The sequence below is a fragment of the Bacillus sp. FSL K6-2431 genome (assembly GCF_038005165.1).
Taxonomy (GTDB): Bacteria; Bacillota; Bacilli; order Bacillales; family Bacillaceae; genus Bacillus; species Bacillus pumilus.
In genome coordinates, this window is the sequence record NZ_JBBOSQ010000001.1 from 404041 (window position 1) to 426461 (window position 22421).

Annotated in this window: 17 protein-coding genes; 2 read left to right on the forward strand and 15 right to left on the reverse strand. The window is 40.4% G+C overall.

All coding sequences use genetic code 11. The annotated features are described in order from the left end of the window. Positions 1-107: 107 nt before the first annotated feature. Together MHH40_RS02080 and MHH40_RS02085 are read right to left on the reverse strand one after the other, a co-directional pair. Entirely contained in the window at positions 108-857 is a 750-nt protein-coding gene (locus MHH40_RS02080) for a poly-gamma-glutamate hydrolase family protein (RefSeq protein ID WP_050944957.1), read from the reverse strand. A 313-nt stretch (positions 858-1170) separates the two neighbouring features. Then, the gene (locus MHH40_RS02085) at positions 1171-1644 is read right to left on the reverse strand and encodes a CarD family transcriptional regulator (RefSeq protein WP_050944959.1); all 474 of its coding nucleotides are present in this window, start codon (positions 1642-1644) and stop codon (positions 1171-1173) included. A 567-nt stretch (positions 1645-2211) separates the two neighbouring features. On the opposite strand from MHH40_RS02085, the gene MHH40_RS02090 reads away from it, so the two are divergent. Next, positions 2212-2610, forward strand: a complete 399-nt coding sequence (locus tag MHH40_RS02090) for a hypothetical protein (protein ID WP_003211318.1) — start codon at positions 2212-2214, stop codon at positions 2608-2610. Positions 2611-2735: 125 nt separating this feature from the next. Further along, positions 2736-3272 (forward strand): biofilm surface layer hydrophobin BslA, encoded by a 537-nt coding sequence (bslA, locus tag MHH40_RS02095; RefSeq protein WP_050944961.1) that lies wholly within the window; start codon positions 2736-2738, stop codon positions 3270-3272. Positions 3273-3481: 209 nt separating this feature from the next. On the opposite strand, the gene mutL is transcribed toward bslA, so the two are convergent. From mutL to MHH40_RS02160, 13 genes are all read right to left on the reverse strand, one after another. Then, a complete protein-coding gene (gene mutL, locus MHH40_RS02100) occupies positions 3482-5383 on the reverse strand; it encodes a DNA mismatch repair endonuclease MutL (RefSeq protein WP_050944963.1) in 1902 nt (633 codons plus the stop codon). 20 nt (positions 5384-5403) lie between these two features. Then, a complete protein-coding gene (gene mutS, locus MHH40_RS02105; protein ID WP_050944965.1) occupies positions 5404-7980 on the reverse strand; it encodes a DNA mismatch repair protein MutS in 2577 nt (858 codons plus the stop codon). Between the two features lie 124 nt (positions 7981-8104). Beyond that, complete coding sequence (gene cotE, locus MHH40_RS02110; protein ID WP_003212450.1) at positions 8105-8650, reverse strand: outer spore coat protein CotE; 546 nt, start codon at positions 8648-8650, stop codon at positions 8105-8107. Between the two features lie 474 nt (positions 8651-9124). Further along, positions 9125-9559, reverse strand: coding sequence for a RicAFT regulatory complex protein RicA family protein (locus MHH40_RS02115; protein WP_003211238.1), 435 nt, complete (start codon positions 9557-9559; stop codon positions 9125-9127). 1 nt (position 9560) lies between these two features. After that, positions 9561-11087 carry a tRNA (N6-isopentenyl adenosine(37)-C2)-methylthiotransferase MiaB gene (gene miaB / locus MHH40_RS02120; RefSeq protein WP_012010025.1) on the reverse strand — a complete coding sequence of 509 codons (1527 nt, stop codon included), beginning with the start codon at positions 11085-11087 and terminating at the stop codon, positions 9561-9563. 90 nt (positions 11088-11177) lie between these two features. Then, positions 11178-12284, reverse strand: coding sequence for an MrcB family domain-containing protein (locus MHH40_RS02125; protein WP_050944967.1), 1107 nt, complete (start codon positions 12282-12284; stop codon positions 11178-11180). A gap of 111 nt (positions 12285-12395) precedes the next feature. After that, entirely contained in the window at positions 12396-13577 is a 1182-nt protein-coding gene (locus MHH40_RS02130; RefSeq protein ID WP_106032963.1) for a glycine C-acetyltransferase, read from the reverse strand. Beyond that, positions 13574-14638 carry an L-threonine 3-dehydrogenase gene (gene tdh / locus MHH40_RS02135; protein ID WP_050944971.1) on the reverse strand — a complete coding sequence of 355 codons (1065 nt, stop codon included), beginning with the start codon at positions 14636-14638 and terminating at the stop codon, positions 13574-13576. Before tdh ends, MHH40_RS02130 begins: the two co-directional genes overlap by 4 nt. A gap of 174 nt (positions 14639-14812) precedes the next feature. Continuing rightward, entirely contained in the window at positions 14813-17857 is a 3045-nt protein-coding gene (locus MHH40_RS02140; protein WP_050944973.1) for an efflux RND transporter permease subunit, read from the reverse strand. A 202-nt stretch (positions 17858-18059) separates the two neighbouring features. After that, positions 18060-18320: a stage V sporulation protein SpoVS gene (gene spoVS / locus MHH40_RS02145; protein ID WP_003211281.1), complete on the reverse strand. Its 261-nt coding sequence runs from the start codon at positions 18318-18320 to the stop codon at positions 18060-18062. Positions 18321-18521: 201 nt separating this feature from the next. Next, entirely contained in the window at positions 18522-19316 is a 795-nt protein-coding gene (locus MHH40_RS02150) for a TIGR00282 family metallophosphoesterase (RefSeq protein ID WP_003212177.1), read from the reverse strand. Between the two features lie 88 nt (positions 19317-19404). After that, positions 19405-20967, reverse strand: a complete 1563-nt coding sequence (gene rny, locus MHH40_RS02155) for a ribonuclease Y (RefSeq protein ID WP_003211958.1) — start codon at positions 20965-20967, stop codon at positions 19405-19407. Between the two features lie 233 nt (positions 20968-21200). Beyond that, positions 21201-22376 carry a serine hydrolase domain-containing protein gene (locus MHH40_RS02160; RefSeq protein ID WP_050944974.1) on the reverse strand — a complete coding sequence of 392 codons (1176 nt, stop codon included), beginning with the start codon at positions 22374-22376 and terminating at the stop codon, positions 21201-21203. Between the last annotated feature and the right edge of the window lie 45 nt (positions 22377-22421).

Here is a 22421-nt window from a genome sequence, read left to right on the forward strand (position 1 = left end):
TTTTTAAGGCAAATTGTAATTTATTGCATGATTTATGTTCATTTCGCATATTTCTATCTTTTTTACCAAGTTTAAATGGAGTACTTTTACCCATCAAAACGATTTTACTACGAAGTTGGGTCAAATTCTCTTAATACTTCTTTTAAAGCACGGATATAACGTCTGAATGCTTTTTTCTTTCCTTTTCTCGTATCAAAATGGTCGAAAAAAGATTCTCTCTGCGCCGTACTAATTTCTAGCTGAACGCTTTCACCACTTGCATTTCGATTATTAATATTTTTAGGATCTGTTCCTGAAAGCCGTTCGCCTTCTTGCACCATTTCTGCAGAAAATCCTCGATCTTTTAACTCTCGTACAACTGCTCTTTTCATTTTTTCGTTTGTCCCGCCAACTAGCGTGTGCTTTTTATCACTTTTATAGCCGTGGATGGAAATGGAGAAGGGATACGTTTTAATCATTTGGACCAATATCGGTTCATCAAACTTGGTGCTTGTAATATGCAAATCACGATTGTTGTCTTGTTTCGTTCCTTCAAACAAATACGTCGAGTATCTTTGTTGAAATGCTTCTACAATTTCACTTGTTCCTGGTTCAATTTCCCCTCCATGAGGAGAAAAGACGAGTAAATCACTTCCGCCCTTTTCGTGAAATTCTATTTCATACCCTTTTCTTTCATGCCGAATAAGCTGTTTAAAACTGTCGTATCGATCCCCTTTTTTTCGCTCTTTTTGATACTTTTCTACCTCTTCTTGATGTTTCTTTTGCTCTTTTTTTTCTTGAACAGAATGGCTGCATTTCACCATTAAAAGAGCACATAGGATCAGAAAGATGAATCCACATATCAGTAGCCTTTTCATTTCACCGCTCCTTTTCATTCTCTTAGGTGTCATCTTATCGCATTATTTTACTATCAATGGCTAACAGAATTCAAAGGTTGTCCGGCTCATTTAAATGAATCAGGAGAACTTTCCTGTTTTTTTATGCCGCTCTAGGTATTTCTGACTTCTTTGAATCATTCGCTGCTTGAATAAAAAACTGCATCGTATGACCTTATTTTAGCTTTAGTTAAAATCACCTACAAAAATGGACATGTTTTTCTGATTTCAAACAAAAAAGCCGCAAACAAAAGGGATGCCCTTCTGTTTACAGCCAATTATTGTATATCCATCATTAAATTCTTAGTTCATTCTCTAAAGCTGAAAGGACTTCATCTTGTGAAAGCCCTTGTGCAAGAGAAATTTCACTCACTAACATGCCTCTAGCATCTTCAAGCATCTTCTTTTCACTTGAATTTAATGCTTTCTTCTGATTTCGTCTCATCAGATCTTTGACAACGTCTGCACCGTCTTCGATCGCACCTGTTTTTAGTTTTTTCATATTTTCATCATATCTTTGCTTCCAAGTAAGCGTGTCGTCGTTTGTTTCTTCTGCAAAATTGTTCATCACAACTTTCAGCGTTGCTTGATCTGCTACCTGACGAATACCTAGTTGATTGATTCTGCCTCTTGGGATCATCATCTGCATATTCGGCATTTGAATCAGAAAATATTCCTCCGTCTTACCTAAAATCTCTTTTTCTTCCATTCCTTCAATCACACCGGCACCATGCATAGGATAAACAATTTTATCACCTATTTGAAACAAATCCGCCACCTCCGAAAGTATTCACAATTTGATTATAACACATTTCATGGTTGGATAAAAATTTATATTTTATCATGTTATTTTAGCACTAGTCAATTCTTTTCATTTGAATTTTGAGAAAAAGCCTTTTTTTAGAGAAGATGCGCCACCATCCAGTCCCCTTGTCTTATTCGTGCATATACTAGCATTGAGTCACATTTAGGAGGGATGACAATGTGCAAATGCAAGTGCAAACATTCCCACTCAAACTGTTATAAAAAGCATGACGATCATTGCCATGAGGACCCATGTAAAGAAAAAAAGTTTCATCATAAAAAAGATGATTGGTTTGAGAGCGATTTCTGGGATACTTCTAGAAGCTACGATCCCTATTATTACCCTAAAAGTGTCTGCAGCAGTTGTAAGAAGCGTCGTAGAAGAAGACATGGCTTCTCATATTAGCACCTGACGCTTTCAACTGCTTTTTGTTTTCCCGGCTGAAAAGCCGGTTTTTTTCATATGGATAGGCTCATGAAACGGATCATGCTCATAGGATATGGCAACCTGACATAAAGGATGAGATATCAAATGAACAATATGAATAGCCAAATGAATTATCATCACGAAGGAAATCCGTACCATACGTTTGAGAATGTGTATACAGCCAATCATGAGCATGTGGTCGCGCCAAACATGCATGATCATATGAATATGCCAAACCATTATCATACCGGTAAAAAGGATAAGTACAGCGGACATTATCCGCATCATCATTCAGCCTATCCGCCTTTTCCAAATCAGCATGACCCCTTTTCGCATGTTCCAATGAAGGATCACCATCATCATGGCCACTATGGTGGATATGGAATGATGCCATATCATCCATACGGATATCAAGATATGCATATGATGATGCCGAATCAGCAAATGCCAGGCTTTGGTTACGGAATGAACCAACCAAATGCGCATTTTCCCCGTTATTACTAAACAAAATGACAAAATAAGGGTATAATATACCATTTAATACCATGTAGGGATATGGTAACATTATAGGTAAATAATGGGTGTAATCATCTATTATTTACCTATATTCAACAAGGGGGAAGGAAGAAATGAAAAAAACATGGACGATGATCATGATGGGGATGCTCACATTGGTTATGGCGCTGTCAGTACCGCTTTCTGCATCTGCTGAAGGAGCCAAAACAGAGGAAAGCAAAGCATCAACCAATGCAAAACCAGCTGCCCTTTACGCAAAAATTACAGGTACAAGTAAGCAGGAATGGTCTTTTTCTGACATTGAACTAACGTACAGCCCAAATTCTATTCTAAGTCTTGGTGCGGTTGAGTTCACACTGCCAAAGGGTTTCCAAGCAACAACTAAAGACATTATGAACGGTAAAGCATTAAAAGACAGCTACATTTTGAACAACGGACAAACCGTCCGTATTCCGCTTAGATTGGATTTACTTGGAATTTCCAAATATACATTAAAGCTTTCACATAAAGTACTCCCTGCCGCAGGTACATATACGTTCCGCGCAGAAAATCGAGCAATTAGCATCGGTTCTACATTTTATGCAGAAGATACGATTGATATTAATACACGACCAGTTGTGGTCACACCGCCAGATCCGTGTGGATGCTAAATAAAAAAGCGCTCTAATAAGAGCGCTTCAAATGACAAAGGGCAAAATGATGTTTATTTTAGCCCTTTGTCTTCTTTTCAGTGTGATAGAAACCTTTGTAGCTTAGGAAGGACGAGTTCTGGCGCGGATTAGACATTCGTGAGCACCAGCTCGCGCAATAGTTTGTCTACACGCTGAGGTGCCTTAATAAGAGCGCTTTTTTTATTTGATCACATGACCCGTTTAAACATTTTCTCCATTTCATATGTCGAGTGATGAATGATGATCGGCCGGCCGTGCGGACAAGTGAAAGGGTCCTTTGTCTGCCTGAGTTCATCTAATAGGGCTTTGATTTCATCATTTCGCAAATGACGATTTGCTTTGATAGAGCCTTTGCAGCTCATCATGATTGCCGCTTCTTCTCTTAATTTTTTGATATCTACACGTTTCTCATCCAGCACTTGCTCAATAATCTCTTCGATCAGTTCAGCCTCTTCTCCTTTTGGAAACCACTGCGGATGCGACCGTACAATGTAGCTTCCTGAACCAAAAGGCTCTAAGAAGACACCCACTTTCGTTAGTATCTCTTTATGCTCTTCAATAATCAGCATATCGTTTTTCGAGTAATGGAATGTTAATGGGACGAGCATTTCTTGCACTTCCTGTTTGATCTCTCCTACCTTCTCACGATAATACTCATACTTGATTCGCTCCTGGGCCGCATGCTGATCAATAATATAAAGCCCACGTTCATTTTGAGCCAAAATATATGTGCCGTGCATTTGTCCGATGGGATACATCACAGGGACGCGTTCGTTTTCTGAAATGGCTTCTACAGCATCTTCTCTTAGTTCTGACTCTTCATATTCTAGTGAAGCGGCGGATTCCTCTAACTGAACTCGCTCAGATGAGGCTTCTTCATAAAATACTGGTGATGATGGTTCCGTCTTCTCTTGATTAGGCATTCCGTATGCTTCGGTATGGCTTGTCTCATATAAGACCGATTCGAGCGGCTCCGGCTGATAGGATAGCGGCGTTTCCACCTCGCTTGTGTTTCCTTTTTTCGCATCAAAGGTTAAGGATTGCTGCTCATTTTTGATCGCTGGCATTGGTGCTTTCTTTGGCACCGAAGCACTTGGAATGAGCTGCTGCTTTTGAAATACGTCCTTAATTCCTTGCTTAATTAACTCATGAAGTTCCTGCTCTTTACTAAGTCTCACTTCAAGCTTCGAAGGATGAACGTTCACATCCACTAAAATGGGGTCCATCTTCATCTCTATAAATGTAATCGGGTGGCGGCCAATCGGTAGCAGCGTGTGATACCCTTCATGGACCGCTTTCACGAGCGGAAAATGCTTAACATATCTGCCGTTTACAACAGAAGACATATAATTCCGTGATGCCCTTGTCACTTCTGGCAAGGAGATATATCCTTTCACTTCAAAATCAAGTGATTGCACGTGAAGCGGCACCATTTTTTTCGCAACAGCTGTCCCGTAAATGGCCGCAAGCACATGCCGCACATCCCCGTTTCCATTCGTCTGAAGCAGGACTTTTCCTTGATGACGCAAGCGAATCGATACTTCTGGGTGAGCCAGCGCAATTCGATTGACGACATCTGATATATTGCCAAGCTCCGTATGAACGGTTTTCATGTATTTTAGGCGGGCCGGTGTATTGTAAAATAAGTTGGTAACGACGATCTCGGTACCGCGGCGACTAGAGGTTTTTTTCTCTGAAATGATCTTTCCGCCTTGCAGCACCAGGTGCGTTCCAGCTCCTTCACCAGTACTTGTTTTCATTTCTAGATGAGAGACAGATGCGATACTTGGCAGCGCCTCTCCCCTGAAACCGAGCGTTCTGACACGGAACAGGTCATTTTCATCTTTGATTTTACTCGTTGCATGGCGCTGAAAGGCGAGCTTACAATCTTCAGCATCGATTCCAACACCATTATCAATCATTCTAATAGAAGAAAGACCTGCTTCTTCTACATCGATTTCAATCACTGTACTACTTGCATCGATTGCATTTTCCATAAGCTCTTTTACGACAGAAGCTGGACGTTCGACTACTTCACCTGCAGCAATTTTATTGGATAGGTCATCGGATAACTGAATAATCTTTGCCATTTTGCTCACCTCACCTTACATTATAATTTCTTTTGCAATTCATATAGCTTAGTCATCGCTTCGAGCGGAGTCATATCCATTAGATTGAATGACTTTAATTCCTCGATCACCGCTTGATCTTTCTGTTTTAGAACTGGTTTGGTTTGCGGTTTTTCTTCTACTTCAAAGAAAGAAAGCTGCTGCTTTTCCTCCGCCTTTTCTGTTTTTGGAGCTGCAGATACGTGCGGGGTCACTTCATGTGATCCGCTCTCAAGCTCCGTCAAAATGGTCTGGGCCCTATCGATGATCGCATCAGGCAATTCAGCAAGCTGCGCTACATGAATACCATAGCTTTTATCAGCTGCACCCTCTTTGATTTGATGTAAGAAAACGACCGTGCCCTCATGCTCTTCAGCACGTACATGGACATTTTTCAGCTCGCTTAATTGAGATTCAAGAACTGTCAGCTCGTGATAATGTGTGGAAAAAAGCGTTTTGGCACCAATATGATCGTGAACAAATTCAATGATCGCCTGCGCAAGAGCCATTCCATCATAGGTGCTTGTCCCGCGTCCAATTTCATCAAATAAAATCAAGCTGTTTTTCGTTGCATGCACCATCGCATTTTTTGCTTCGAGCATCTCTACCATAAAAGTACTCTGACCAGAAATCAAATCATCTGCCGCCCCAATGCGTGTAAAGATTTGGTCAAAGATCGGAAGAGTCGCCTTCGATGCCGGCACAAAGCAGCCAATTTGCGCAAGAATGGAGATAAGCGCCATTTGTCTCATATACGTACTTTTCCCTGACATATTTGGTCCAGTAATGAGTAAGGTTTGCCGGCCATTTCCCATATGGCAGTCATTTGGTACATACTCCTGGTGATCCATCACTTTTTCAACGACTGGGTGACGACCATCTATGACATCTACCTCATCCTCTGAGAATTCTGGACGGATATAACGGCGTTTTTCACTGACAGTCGCAAAGCATTGAAGCGCATCCAGCTCACTCATTTGTTTTGCAAGCAGCTGTAATCTAGGAATATAACCTTTCACTTGCTCCCTGAGAGCTGTAAATAGTTCATATTCCAATTCGTTGATATTTGATTCTGCTTCAAGTATCAGTGCTTCTTTTTCTTTTAATTCAGGTGTGATATACCGCTCTGCATTGGCAAGCGTTTGTTTTCTTTCATAACGGCCTTCCTCCAGCAGATGTGTATTTGCGCGTGTCACTTCGATATAATAACCAAACACTTTATTAAACCCGACTTTTAAGGAGCGAATGCCGGTATATTCTCTTTCCTGCTGTTCAAGACGTGCAATCCAGTCCTTTCCGTTTCGGCTGGCATCACGGTATTCATCTAATTTTGCATTGTAGCCATCTTTAATCAAATTGCCTTCTTTTATCGTCATCGGCGGATTTTCATAAAGTGCATCTTCTAATAAATTAAGCAAGTCACCACAAGGATCAATCGCATTCGCTCTTGATTTTGCCATTTCCTCTGGCAGTGAGTGCACAAGCTCTTTAATGGCTGGTACTTGTTTTAAGGATTCCTTTAACTGAATGAGATCACGGGCATTTACGTTGCCAAATGCGACGCGGCCCGCTAAACGTTCGAGATCATATACTTGCTTTAACCGTTCACGCAGATCCTCTCGTTCAAAGAGATGGTCCATGAGAATTTGCACCATTTCCTGGCGTTCTTTAATGTGCGAAAGCCGAATTAACGGCCGGTCGATCCATTGCTTGAGCAGCCTTCCACCCATCGCTGTTTTTGTTTCATCTAACAGCCATAACAAAGAGCCCTTCTTGCTTTTTGAGCGGATCGTCTCTGTTAATTCAAGATTTCGTTTTGAGTAAAGATCAATTTTCATTGTTTGTTCGAGCTCAAACACTTGAACTGGCTGAAGGTGATCGAGGCTTCTTTTTTGCGTTCTTCTTAAATAAGCATATAATGTCAAAAAGGCCGATCTTAGTTGCTCACTCAGGCGAGACACGAGCCGCTCAGCTTCATCGATCAATTCATCACTATCTTCGTATGAAATGGTCGCTTGGCACCGATCCTTTAAGGTCTTGACTGTTTCCTCATCCAGCTGCTTTGACACCACAATTTCTTTTGCACCGACAGAATAAATTTCAGACACGACTTCATCTAATCGATCAATGAAAGCCGCCATGTTTTCACCAGTAGATAAATCGGAAAGTGCAAGTCCATATCCATTTTCAAACTTTGTCACAGAGGCAATGAAGTTGTTTTCATTTTCACTTAAGCCTTTACCATCCATCACCGTACCTGGTGTAATGAGTTGAACGACTTCTCTTTTGACTACACCTTTTGCCGTTTTAGGATCTTCCACCTGCTCACAAATCGCGACCTTGTAGCCTTTTGAAATCAATTGTTCTATGTATGCAGAAGCAGAATGATAAGGAACACCGCACATTGGTATGGTCCCGCCATCTCTGCTTGTTAGCGTGATTTCTAATTCTTGTGACGCTTCTTTTGCGTCATCAAAAAACATTTCATAAAAATCGCCTAAGCGAAAAAATAAAAAGGCATCTTGATACTCTGCCTTGATTTTTAAATATTGCTGTATCATGGGCGTATAACTTGCCATATTTCTAATCCCTCACTATATTACATTCGAATTCATACCATCTTTCATTATAGCATAAAAAATCACCTTTTTTCTCCTAGATAGGACACAAAAAAACTAGGGGGATATGCGCCCTAGTCATCAATTACTCTTCTGGATCACCCGCTAGGAATTCTGGATGAATATCCTCTAACTCCTCATCCACCTCTTCTTCCCACTCATGATCATCTTTTTCTTTCCAGCTTGAATTGACCTCTACAACAATTTTTGTTTCTCCTACCACTTCAGCAATGAATTCACGCTCTGCCTGAACGATAATTTTATTGCCGTTTGGAGAAATGGTCACTTCTAGACAATTCGGCTGCTGCAGTACTTTTGCAATCACTTCGTGCTCATCATCAAGGAAATTTTTATCTTTATATCTTAGTTTGATGATGTCTACATATTTCACCCGTTCTGTGACGACTTCTGTTTTTGTGTTATCAGCGTAAGAATACCATACGTTAATATCAAAGGTTCCTTCAATCTCAACAGTTTTACCGACCTTTTCAGCATCATACTTATGATTAATGATCCAACCACCTAGGATGCTGGTTGGTTTTTGCGATGGAGAAATGGTGTGTGTGCTTTGGGTGAATTTCCTCCCTTTTGCAACCACCGCTTTTGTAATAATTTCTCTGTATTCAGACATTCCGGCATGCCTCCTTGTTCTTGATCGTTTTATCTTATGCTGGGCATTCGTCTAGTGTGTCACGATTTTGAACTTCATGTTCAATTAAATTCATTTCTGTTTCAGTGTATGCATGGTCGCCCACAAACTTGCCTTGAAAATTGGAAAAGTTGGAGAGTGAGAGATTTTGGGGTTGACTGTAATGGTGTCATTTGATGTAATAAAGATAGTAGCCCTTCTTTATATAAGGAGGAGATCTTATGAAACAATTTAATATTATAATAAACATTTTTGGATTAAGCATTGAGCTTCAATTCAAATCTTTTAATCTGTAAAATCAATTAATTTTTAGTTTATAACGTATCACTATAATATTTTGAATAAATAAATTACGAAATACAGGGCTACTGCATCAACATTTTGTTGTTGATGCAGTAGCAAAATACAAATTACATATATTCTATATAATAAAAACCCCGCATTTGCGGGGTTTTCTCATTTAATGGAGCAACTTGGTGATGAGTTTTTCACTTTTGAACCGGTTTCTCCTAATAAGAGGTCACCGCCGGTTGAAAGAATGATTTCATCTGTTACTTGATTAGAAATCGTATGCGCTACGAGCTGAAGCAGGGAATTGACTTCCACTTGTGATTCTTTGAATTCTTGAATCACCGGGATTTCATCCAGTTCTTCTTGCAGGGCATCGATTTTTTCTTCGACTTGCTTTAAGGCTTCATGTTTGCCGTAATGCTTTAAATTCACAGCTTGTTTTTGAAGCGCCTTAATTTGATTAATAATCGTTGAAATTTTTGTATTTTCATTGATTTGCGCTTCTGCTTTCTTGAAGAAATCAACTTCTTCTGTTTCAGAAATCATTTTAGCGAGCTCTCTTGCGCGCTCGACAATCTCTTTTTTTGAATAAAGTGTCATTTTAATTCACCTCGATAGCTTCTCCAACCATTTCTCCGTCAAGAGACCAAGTTTTGGCTTGTGTGATTTTCACTTTGACGATGTTGCCAATCGCTTCTTTTGGTGCTTTAAAATTCACAAGCTTGCTTTTACTTGTATATCCGGCTAGGATTTCAGGGTTGTTTTTACTTTCACCCTCTACTAATACTTCGACAGTCTGCCCTTCATATTCCTTCATTTTTTTCGCAGAAATTTCATTCACGAGGGCATTCAGGCGCTGCAGACGTTCTTTTTTCACATGCATTGGCACGTTGTCTTGCATTTTCGCTGCTGGTGTTCCTTCTCTTGGAGAGTAAATGAACGTATAAGCAGCGTCAAACTCAACCTCGCGATAGAGGGAAAGTGTTTCTTCAAACTGCTCATCTGTCTCATTTGGGAACCCAACAATAATATCCGTTGTTAATGAAGCATTTGGCATCGCTTCTTTGATTTTGCGCACAAGATCAAGGTAACGCTCACGGTCATATTTTCTCGCCATAAGCTTCAAGACAGAAGAACTGCCGGATTGAACTGGCAAATGAATATGATCGAGAAGGTTCCCACCCTTAGCAAGCACTTCAATTAAGTGATCGTCAAAGTCACGCGGGTGGCTTGTTGTAAAACGGATACGCGGAATATCGATTTTACGCAACTCATCCATCAAGTGTCCAAGACCATATTCCATGTCTTCAAAATCTTTTCCATACGCATTCACGTTTTGACCAAGAAGGGTAATTTCCTTATATCCTTCTGCCGCTAAACGTCTGACCTCTTGAATAATTTCGTCAGGGCGGCGGCTTCTTTCTTTACCGCGTGTGTAAGGGACGATACAGTATGTACAGAATTTATCACAACCGTACATAATATTCACCCAGCCCTTAATTTTTCCTTGGCGGGCTCTCGGAAGGTTTTCAATGACATCGCCTTCTTTTGACCAAACCTCGATGACCATTTCTTTTGAAAGATAGCATTCAGATAACAGCTCTGGCAGGCGGTGAATGTTGTGTGTACCGAAAATCAAATCAACAAATGGATGTTTCTTCAGAATACGGTTGACGACAGATTCCTCTTGAGACATACATCCGCAGACACCTAAAATTAAATCTGGCTTTTCACGCTTTAATGCTTTTAAATGACCAAGCTCTCCGAACACTTTATTTTCCGCATTCTCACGAATTGCACAAGTGTTTAATAAGATGACATTTGCATCCTCCGTTGAGTTTGTCGGTTCATAACCAAGCGCCATAAAAATACCAGCCATCACTTCTGTGTCATGCTCATTCATTTGACAGCCATATGTGCGAATATAAAACTTGCGCCCGTTTCCTAACCCTTGAAAACGCTCGTCAATTTGAAATTGATTGTATTCGACTTCTTCTTTACCCCGTTTTTTTGCATCTTTTAAGGAAGGCGGAATGTACACAGCTTCAAAATACTGGCTATAGTCCTTCTCGGATTTTTTGTCCGATGAACTTACTTGTCCGCTCGCTTTTCTCTGCTCTTCATTCATGAATTTGTACTCCTTTCAAACCAAGCTCCACCCTACAGTATAGACTATTTTGTGATGAATTGAAAATAAATTCATACGTGCCACTACTTTTCAATCCACACGAATTTTGCATGAATATTGAGTAGGTTTCAGATGTAGATCGTCTTTACCTAAAGGGTTTTGTATTTCTTTGACAATCTTCATATGCTGTGTCCCGACACTCTCAACTAAAGTAATCACATATGATTCTTTTTCCTCTTCTGCTACCATTCTTTCTTGTTCAGATAAGAAGAATGGAAAGTCTTGGTGAGTCAGTTTAGATCCTTTTACTTCTATGAGCTTCTCTTTTCCATCGGGGTAATAAGATTTGATATCAAATCCATGACCATCTTCCGTCTCAGCCACCCAATCGACAGCTTCCGCTAATTGTTCCCGACCCACTGCTTTTAATTGCTCTACTTCCTTACGATAAACAAATTTCTCTGCTATTCTACCTGTCTCTTCGTTTTGCTTTGCTCTTTCTTCTCTTAATTGTTTATAAACATCTCTATGAATGATTCTTTTTCTTTTAAATTTGTTCTGATCTTTCACTTTTGGAGTAAGGTCCTGATCCAAATATACTTCGTAAACAAAATCATAAAAAAACTCATTTAAAGAATTGATATCTTGTATTAATTGGTGATGGTCAAAATGATCAATATTATACTTTTTAAAAACCAATGAGCTTGCCACGTATTTTTTAGGTCTTAATGATTTACCCAAATGAAAATCACCTATATGAAAGTCCTCTAGTCTTTTATGGTGCTTTAATTCCGGCTGTAGCCTCTTCCTCCAAATAGCTGCCTCTTCTTTAATTTCAGATAAAGATAAATTTTCAGTTCCAGTTTCAATTGTTAAATAAAAATCTTCCCCGTTCTCAGCAAATAAAATAACAATAAATATTCCTTTTTGTGTCGTTGTTTTTTGGGAATTAGGATTTGTCGTTAATCTCCTGTCTAAAAGTGCAATCCAAAAACATTCTGCAACTTTTCCATTTCCTGTAGATGCTTTAATATCGATCCTATCCAAATTCCTCATATGACGTTTTTCTAATTCATAACGAATGTTGTTTGGGATTTCTTTATTAAACATGTTGTGAAAAGGGTGATTCTTATCTGTTCTCCCTTTGTTCTTATAATCTAAAAATTGCTCATAAAAATTTTCTTTATTAAATAACATTTGTCTCACCACTTACCTCAATAGATCTTTTTACATACATTATACATAACAAACGGTAGATTTGATGAAATATGGAAAGAATAGTGCAAAAAAAAGAGAGCCTGCGCTCTCTCAATCAAGTATGTTCAGTTTTTTTGCTTCTTCTTCGATGATCGTCAGTGCACGGTCCAGTTCTTCTTTTGTGTGCTCTGCTGTGATGATGGCTCTAATTCTCGCTTTTCCTTTTGCTACAGTTGGGAAAGCGATGCCCTGGGCAAACACGCCTCGGTCTATTAAAGCCTTTGAAAAGCGAAACGTAAGAGCTTCGTCTCCAATCATGATTGGAATAATGGGTGTTTCTGTCGGAGCAACTTGAAATCCAAGGCTGACGACTTTTTCTTTGAAATAGGCGGCGTTTTCCCAGAGCGTGCTAATTCGCTCTGGTTCGTCTAACAGCACTTCAATCGCTTCTTCACACGCTCTAGTCACAGCTGGCGGATGTGAGGTGCTGAATAAAAACGGTCTTGCTTTATGCTTTAAATAATCAATCAAAACGGCTGATCCCGCTACATAGCCGCCGAGCACTCCGACAGCCTTACTAAGTGTCCCAACCTGAATATGCACTCTGCCGTCGAGTTTAAAATGGTTGACTGTCCCGCGGCCATTTTCACCAAGCACGCCCGAGGCATGTGCATCGTCTACCATCACAAATGCATCATATGCTTCTGCGAGCCTGACAATCTCAGGAAGTGGCGCAATATCTCCATCCATCGAGAACACACCGTCTGTGACGATGAGACGAACGCGGTAATTCATAGATTTCTTTAAAATTTTCTCAAGCTCTTCCATATTGGAATGACCATATACTTTTTTATCTGCTTTTGTTAACCGAATGCCGTCAATGATTGAGGCATGATTCAGTTCATCTGAAATCACAATATCATCTTTTGTCAGGATACTTGATAAGACCCCTTGATTGGTCGTAAAGCCTGATTGGAATACAAGGGCTGCCTCGGTCTTTTTAAATGCAGCGAGCTTTTTTTCAAGACGTTCGTGCATCGTCATTGTGCCAGCGATCGTTCGTACCGACCCCGTACCAGCACCGAATTGATCAATGGCCTCTTTTGCCGCTTTCATCAGCCTTGGATGTGAGGTGAGGCCTAAGTAGTTATTTGAGGAGAGCTGTATGACAGGTTGTTCATTTAATGTCACAGTGGATGATTGTTTTGAGTCAATCTCTTTCAATGTTTGGTGAGTGCCTTGCTGCTTCATTGTTTCCAGTTCATCTTGTAAATACGTGAATTCTTTCATCATTTCTTCCCCCTTTGATTTGATGGCATCATCAGTACGACCTTTCCGCACATCCCATTTCTCATGAGTTCAAATCCCTTTTCGAACTGTTCAAATGGTAGTGTATGGGTGACAACTGGCTTGACATCGATGGTATTTGTTCTTAATAACTCAGATACTTGACGCCACGTTTCAAACATTTTTCTCCCCGTGATCCCTTGCACGGTTAATCCCCTAAAAACAATTTGATTCGTAATGTCAATTGTCACTGGTCGTTCTGGCAAGCTTAGTATATTGATTTTCCCTCCATTTGCACAAGCTTCGAGAGCTTGATTAATGGCAACTGGATGTCCTGACATCTCGCATATCACATCTGCCCCCTCCATCCGCGTGAACTGCTTAATCACCTCAACAGGATCACCTTTTCCAATATCCACGATATGGTCTGCTCCCATTTCCCGGGCAAGATTCAGCCTGTATTCGTTTTGATCGACAGCAAACACTTGGACAGCACCGGAAGCTTTCGCGACGGCGATCGCCATTAAACCGATTGGTCCGCAGCCAAAAATCGCTACTGACTTACCTGAAACAGGTGTGTGCAGCACTGTATGAACCGCATTGCCAAGCGGCTCTTGAATAGACGCAAGCTCTACTGGCATTTGAGCTGGATTGTGCCACACATTTTGTTCAGGTACTTTGACATATTCAGCAAAACAGCCGTCAATGTCTACTCCTAAAATTTTCGTTTCATTGCACAAGTGCTGTTGACCTGTTAAACACATAGAGCACTGATTACATACAACATGTGTCTCTGCCGATACAAAATCCCCTACTTTTGCACGTGAGACTTGTTTCCCCGTCTTGACAACTTCCCCTGTAAATTCATGTCCAAAAATGTAGGGCGCTTTAACTCTTCCCTTTGCCCAGTCATCCCAATTGTAAATATGCACGTCTGTTCCGCATATCGAAGTGGCTTTCACCTGAATCAATACTTCATGATCATTGATTTCTGGAATCGGCATCTCCATCAGCATCGCTCCGTAAGCGCTTTCTTTTTTAACAATTGCTTTCATCGTTCCACACATGACGTACAACCCCTTTGTTAAAAAACTTCTCCCAATGAGATTTTAACACGTCTTATTTTCGTCGTAAATACCATTGTCTACTGCAAAAAGACAAATGAACACTCCACATATTTTTTTGGATATTTTTCTAAAAAAAAAGCAAATCCCCGTAGAAAAGGAGATTTACTTTTTGATTCACCGTCTTTTTGAAACGACAATATATAAGGCTGGCACAATTAATAGTGTCAAAATTGTTGAGAAAAAGACACCCGATACAATGCAGATTGCCAGCGGCTTAAAGAGCGGATCATTACTTAATGCTACAGGCATTAGGGCAACAAGTGCCGTAAATGCTGTTAGTAAAATTGGCCTAATCCTTGCTCTTCCCGCTTCAATGACAGCTGTCTGTTGATCGAATCCCTGCTTACGCCGCTGCTCAATAAACTCGAACAAGACAACCGCATTTCGGACCACGATACCAGCTAATGAGACAATTCCCATTGTTGCCATAAAGCTGAACGGTGTTTGTGTGACAAATAGTCCGATAACAGCTCCAGATATCGCTAAGTAAACCGTTCCTAGAACTAATAGTGGAAGCATCAATGAATTGAACTGGAAAGCGATGGTCACATAAATGAGAAGCAAGACAACCCCAAATAAGAGACTAATTTCAATAAAGAACTTGGTTTGATCTTCATTTTCTCCGCCTTGAGAAATAGCTAGATCCTTCGCTGCATCTGTTTTTCCTACTTGATCGACGACTTCTTTCATGTCGTCTTTAAACGACTCTGACGTGCCAGGGTACGCCTTCAGCGTAATGGTCGGAATTCCATTTTCATGTGGAATGCTTTCGTACTGCTCTGTTTCTTTTTCTTTTACATATCGGCTAAGTGGCTCGAGTGAAGGCATACCGCCTTCATTTGAATTGACAGGCACTTTTATTTCTTTTAGCTTTAATCCATTTTGATGTGTACCTACATCCTGTTTGACCACTAAATCGATATCTTTTGTTCCTTGTTTAAAGCTGCCTAATGGCATGCCTTCTGTCACAAGACCGAGCTGTCTGCTGACAAGCTGAGCGGTGAGGCCATCCTCTGCCATTCGGTCACGGTTTAGTTCAAAGGAGATCGTTTTTACCGGCTGATTGACATCGTCAGTGATCAAGCTCGCTCCTTTTTCTTTCATTTCACTTGTGAGCGTTTCTTTGACATCAATGAGCTTTGCAAAAGAGTCACCCGCAATGGTTACTGTCACAGGTGCACCAGTTGGAGGTCCTTGAACAATGGTTTTCATAAAGATATCAGCATCTTTAAACTTCTTACGCAATGGCTCTGTCATACGATCGATCAATTGTTTACTCGTCACCTGATCATTGTCTACTCTCACGACAACCTGGCCAGTATGATCACTTGCATTTGAGATACTTTCATTAAACAGGTTCGGTACACCGCCGCCTGCAAAGATCGCCGTCTCTTCAATGCCTTTCTGCTGTTTCATCTCTTGTTCTATTTTCTCTAATGTTTCATTTGTTTTGTCTAATGTTGTTTCACTTGGAAGTGTGACAGTGACAACCACTTCTTTCTTATTCGCTGCAGGGAAAAATTCAAATGGTGTGACGAAAATTAGTAAAAAGGCAAGCGTTGCAACAAGCAAACCACTTAAACCAATAAGCAGCGGACGCTTCACAATATTCGTCAGCACACGGTCTGCATAAAAATCAGCTAATTTTTTTAACGGTTTGCCTAGGAATCCTGGCTCTTTTTGAATTTTTTTGTTCTGTCTTTTTCGGTTCACAGTATATTGATAGACTGGCACTAGTGTCAGAGAAATTACCATAGACGCAAGTACAGTCGTTACGAGGACAGACGGTAATGCTCGTATAAATGAACCGTTTGCACCTGATAGGAAAACAAGTGGCAAGAAAGCAAACACAACCGCAAGTGTTGAGGTCAAAATAGACCCTGCAACTTCTTTGACCCCTGCAATCGTTCCTTTCAGCGGACTTTCATATTTTTTCATCTGCCTTAAAATATTATCGTTGACGACAATGGCATCATCGACAAGTATTCCTAGGGCAATGATAAATCCGATAATCGATATCTGATTGAGGTCCACTTGTAAAAATGGCAGCGGAATCGTTCCGATTGTGATTGATAATGGGATGGCAAGTGAAACGATGAACGCACCGCCAATGGTCAGACCAAGTGTGGTGACAACAATAACAGCGATGACCGCAACAATGGCTTCTTTTATCAAATCATTAAAAATGGCATCCACTTCACTTTTTTGTGAATAGTAGTTTACCCACTCGACACCACTTGGAAGCTGCTTCTCTTTCTCAATAACATCACTGACTTTGTCATACATTTTAGGAATATCAAGCCCTGGTTTGATATTGACTGTAAATGAATAGGCAGGCTTTCCGTTATACGACACAATGTCACTTTTCTCTTTTTCTACTTCTTTTAAGCTGCCAAGCTGACTGATTGTGACCGGTTCACGGTTCGTTTTGGAGAAAAGCTCAAGCTTTTTCACTTGATTCAAACGGTCGTAGGCATCGATGGACAGCTTAACCTTCTCGCCGCCTGTCCGAATGTCGCCTAGTGGAGATGTGTCAAATTCCTGATTGATGGCATTTGTGACATCCGTTACACTTAACCCTTCATCCTCCAGTTTACTTGAATCTAAGTTTAATACCGCTTGTTTGTCATTGAATCCTTTGATGACGACACTGTCTACCCCATTGATGTCCTCAACCTTTTCCTTCAACGCACGCAGCGATTCCTGACTTTTTGCTAAGTCTGCTGATTGACTTGCCACAGCCATATAAGAACCAACCGGCACGCTGCCAAACTCATCCTTTACATCAGGCTCCATCACTCCATCAGGAAAGGACGACGCAGCACTTGTGGTTTCGTTCTTAATTTGACTTGCCACCTTTTGAAAGTCGGCTTGATCATCAATTTCAAGCACAATATTTGAAAACCCAATGGCAGAAACAGAGCTCGTTTTCTCTACACCATTGATATCAGATATGGCTGATTCGAGCTTATTGGTTACATCACTTTCCACCTGTTTTGCATCCGCACCTGGGAACACGGTGGAAATCGTGACGATATTCGCTTGGAATTCTGGCAGTTCTCGCTTAGGAAGCTGCGTAAATAAATAGCCACCAGCAATGAGAACAATAAAAAATAAAATAAAAACAAGCTTTCCTCTTTTCAAAAAAGCTTCAACCATTATTTCACCTACTTAAATATTTATTTTTGATGAAGTATTTTTAACTTAATCTTAATTTATCATCATGGTGAAAAAATGCAAGCTCTAATATGTCATTTTTATCTATTTCATGAACTGAATATGTTATATAAGAAATGTATAGTGGTAAACAAAAACAACCTGCTTACATGATGTAAGCAGGTTGAAAATAATAAAATTAGAATTATCGTGGCTCAACAATCAATTTGATGGCTGTTCTTTCTTCTCCATCGATAAGAATGTCAGTAAAGGCTGGAATGCATATCAAATCCACTCCACTTGGTGCAACAAATCCCCTTGCTATGGCTACAGCCTTGACCGCCTGATTCAGCGCTCCAGCGCCGATTGCTTGTATTTCCGCTGCACCGCGTTCACGTAAAACGCCTGCTAATGCTCCTGCTACTGAATTCGGATTTGACTTTGCTGAAACTTTTAAAATCTCCATTTCTGCTCCCCCTTAAATTTACAATGGATAAGTGAGTGTTCATTAGAACAATCTTTGTTAGATGATGCTATTTTTTGAAAATCCATCCCCAAAATGTTTTTCAAAAATAGCAGGCTACCTACCATTTTTACTATATTCACGATAGAGGGCGCATATTCCTTCTTTCTGATTAATATTTTTCTGAAATAAATATGTGAACATTTATTCAAAGAAAATATGGTCATCATTTATCAAAATTCGATCAATTTTGACAGCTTTTTTCGACTGTTCGTCAATTTCTACGATTACTGCACTTAATGTCGTGCGTCCTTCCGCAATCTCAAAACGGACTGGAAGACTCGTTTTGAATCGTTTAATAATCGTCTCCCGATCAACACCTAAAATGCCATCATAAGGTCCTGTCATCCCCACATCTGAAATATACGCAGTTCCTTTTGGCAAAACGCGGTTATCTGCTGTTTGAACATGTGTATGCGTTCCAACGACACATGATGCACGGCCGTCTGTATACCAGCCCATCGCTAGCTTTTCACTTGTGGCTTCACCATGAAAATCAATAAAAATGAACGGTGTACGTTTAGATGCTTCCGCAATTAACTCGTCTACTTTTTGAAATGGGCAGTCAAGTGGGGGTAAAAAAGTACGTCCTTGCAGGTTGATGACGGCTAATTCTTTCCCTTGTTTTTTGATAAACGTAAGACCTTTACCAGGTGTACCTTCTGGGAAGTTCGCCGGACGAACCATGTTGGCTGCGTCATCAATGAAATCAAAAATGTCTCTTTTATCCCATGTATGGTTGCCCATTGTGAGCACGTCAGCTCCTGCTTGCAGCAGTTCATGATAGATTTTTTCAGTGATCCCTTTTCCATGAGCAGCATTTTCTCCATTGACAATGGTAAAGTGGGGCTGATATTTCTTCTTTAGCTTTGGCAAGTATTCTTTCAGTGTGTCTCGTCCAGGTGAACCGACAATATCTCCAACAAATAATATTTTCATGCGCTTTGAACCCTTTCTCTTATAAATTGACTTCTTATCAGTGTTGCATATTTACACAAAAAAATAAAGCGGCGCTAAGCGCACCGCTCTATTTTGCATACTCTACTGCGCGAGTTTCTCGAATGACCGTCACTTTAATGTGACCAGGGTAATCGAGCTCGTCCTCAATCCGCTTACGAATATCCCTTGCTAGACGGTGAGCTTCAAGATCATTAATTGAATCCGGCTTCACCATAATACGTACTTCACGTCCAGCCTGTATCGCAAACGATTTTTCAACACCTTCATAAGATTCAGAGATATCTTCTAATTTCTCAAGTCTCCGAATGTAATTTTCAAGCGTCTCACTTCGTGCACCAGGGCGTGCTGCAGATAATGCATCTGCTGCCGCAACAAGAACAGCGATAATAGATGTCGGTTCTTGGTCACCGTGGTGAGAGGCAATACTGTTGATGACAACAGGATGCTCTTTATATTTCGTCGCAAGCTCAACGCCAATTTCTACGTGGCTTCCTTCTACTTCATGATCAATGGCTTTTCCAATGTCATGCAGAAGACCTGCTCGTTTTGCAAGCTTTGCATCTTCTCCAAGCTCTGAAGCCATGAGACCTGCAAGATGTGCAACCTCAATTGAATGCTTCAGGACATTTTGTCCATAACTTGTACGGAATTTTAAGCGACCGAGAATCTTGATGAGATCCGGATGCAGACCGTGAACTCCGACTTCGAATGTCGTTTGCTCACCCATCTCACGGATATAATCATCGACTTCACGGCGTGATTTTTCCACCATTTCTTCAATTCGTGCAGGATGAATGCGGCCATCCTGGACTAGCTTGTCCAGAGCTATCCTCGCTGTTTCACGTCTAATCGGATCAAAGCCCGATAGGATAACAGCTTCAGGTGTATCATCTATGATCAAGTCAATACCTGTTAACGTTTCTAACGTACGGATATTTCGTCCTTCACGTCCGATAATACGACCTTTCATCTCATCATTTGGAAGATTGACTACAGATACCGTCGTTTCAGCTACATGATCAGCTGCACAACGCTGTAACGCAAGTGAAAGAATATTTTTCGCCTTTTTATCAGCCTCTTCTTTCGCTCGGTTTTCAGATTCTTTCGTCATGACTGCAATGTCGTGGGAAAGCTCATTTTCAACTTGATCCAGAATGATTTGTTTCGCTTCATCTCGAGTTAAACTTGAAATACGTTCCAACTCGGCTTTCTGCAAACGAATCATATCATCCACTTTGCTTTCCATCTCTTCAATATGTTGTTGTCGTTCATTCAGAGAATGATCTCTCTTCTCCAACAGGGACTCCCGTTTATCTAAAGATTCATCTTTGCGATCAAGATTTTCCTCTTTTTGAAGTAAACGGTTTTCTTGTCTTTGAAGCTCATTACGTCTTTCACGAACTTCTTGCTCCGCCTCTACACGAAAGGAATGAATTTCATCTTTCGCTTCCAAGAGCGCTTCTTTCTTCAATGCTTCCGCATCACGCTTTGCATCCTCAACAATTTGTTCGGCCATGTTTCTTGCGCCGGATATTTTTGCTTCTGCAATGGTTTTACGAACAAAGTAGCCAACAACTAAACAGATTAGGCTCAGCAAAATGGAGATGATCGTAAACATCGTAGGCGACATATTTTCACCTCCTCTTGCTATGAACTTGGTTTTACAAATAAAGTGTCGGCATGTACATTGTTTTGTGTCTCAACATACAGGGCCTTCACAGGGAATGAGATCCTCACTGCCCTTGTCAAGTTTAAATTAGTTATCAATCATGTTAAGAAAAACAAGTGATACATTTCCATTGTAATTGTGTCGGAAATACTTGTCAAGCTTGCTATCTTAACGTTTGCAAAAGCAGATCAGAATTATTCTTGATTCAGCAGCTGATATATTATATTGTTCACTTGGCCCAGTTTCGTGTTATTTTGAATGTTTGACAACAATACAACAATGGTTTGTCCAGATTTGCTAAAGCTGTTCAAAATGTTGAAACCCGGCATGACACCATGGTTTGAATAGCTGCCGGGAGCAACATAAAATCCCATTCCGTATGTGGAGCTGCTTCCTGGCGTAAACATCTTTTTATAACTCTTCTGCGAATACAGTTTGCCGTCTATCAGTGCTTGGTCAAATTTGCACATATCTATAGCACTCATATAAATATCTCCAGCACCATACAGCTGAGATAGATCAAGCATATACGGTGTAACCATTCTGCCGCCTTTCAGTTTATACCCTACAGCAGGATAAGGGTTTTTTTCATATGTTTTGTAAAAACCTGCATGCGTCATTCCTGCCGGTTTAAAAATATGATTCGTTATATATTGTTCATAGGACTCACCGCTTACTTTAGCAACAATATAAGCAAGAACAGAATAGTTGGAATCCTTGTATTCCCATACGCCCGGCTGACGATTAATTCCCTGACGTTCTATATCTTTTATTAAATTGTCCGGAGTAATTGCGCCGTTTCCTTCAATATGTCCGTTTATTCCCGATGTATGTGTAAGCAGATTTTTCAAGGTAATCTTTTGTCCGTTAGGGAAATGAGGTAAATACATGCTTACCGGATCACTTGTCTGAAGTTTCCCCTTTTCCTCAAGCTGCAAAATAGCGGTTGCTATCAGCGCTTTTTGTGACGAACCGACATAAAAAGATGTCAATGGATTATTTTGAATTTTTTGTTTACGGTCTGCATAACCAAAACCTTTATTTGTTACGATTTCTCCATTTTTAACCATCATGGCTGTTCCGCTGAAACCGATCTCATTTAAATAGCTGCTGATATTTTGATTGCGGTCCACTGTTTTGATTTGTTCCTCTGATTTTTTGACGGTTTTCTTTTTGACTTCTTTTTTCTGGCTAGTACTTGAAGCTGCTGCAGTTTGTTGAAACGGGTTGTTCTCTTCACTATTTCGATGAAGCACATTCCACATCGCTAAGTAAATCATCGCTGCTAAAAAAACAAGCACAAGTTTTCCCCTCTGATTTGGTTTTCTCTGTCTGCGTTTTGCAGTTCTACTGCGGGTTGGGCTTGTCATTACCTTTTCCCCCCAAAATAAATTCCATTTTATATTTTAGACGGA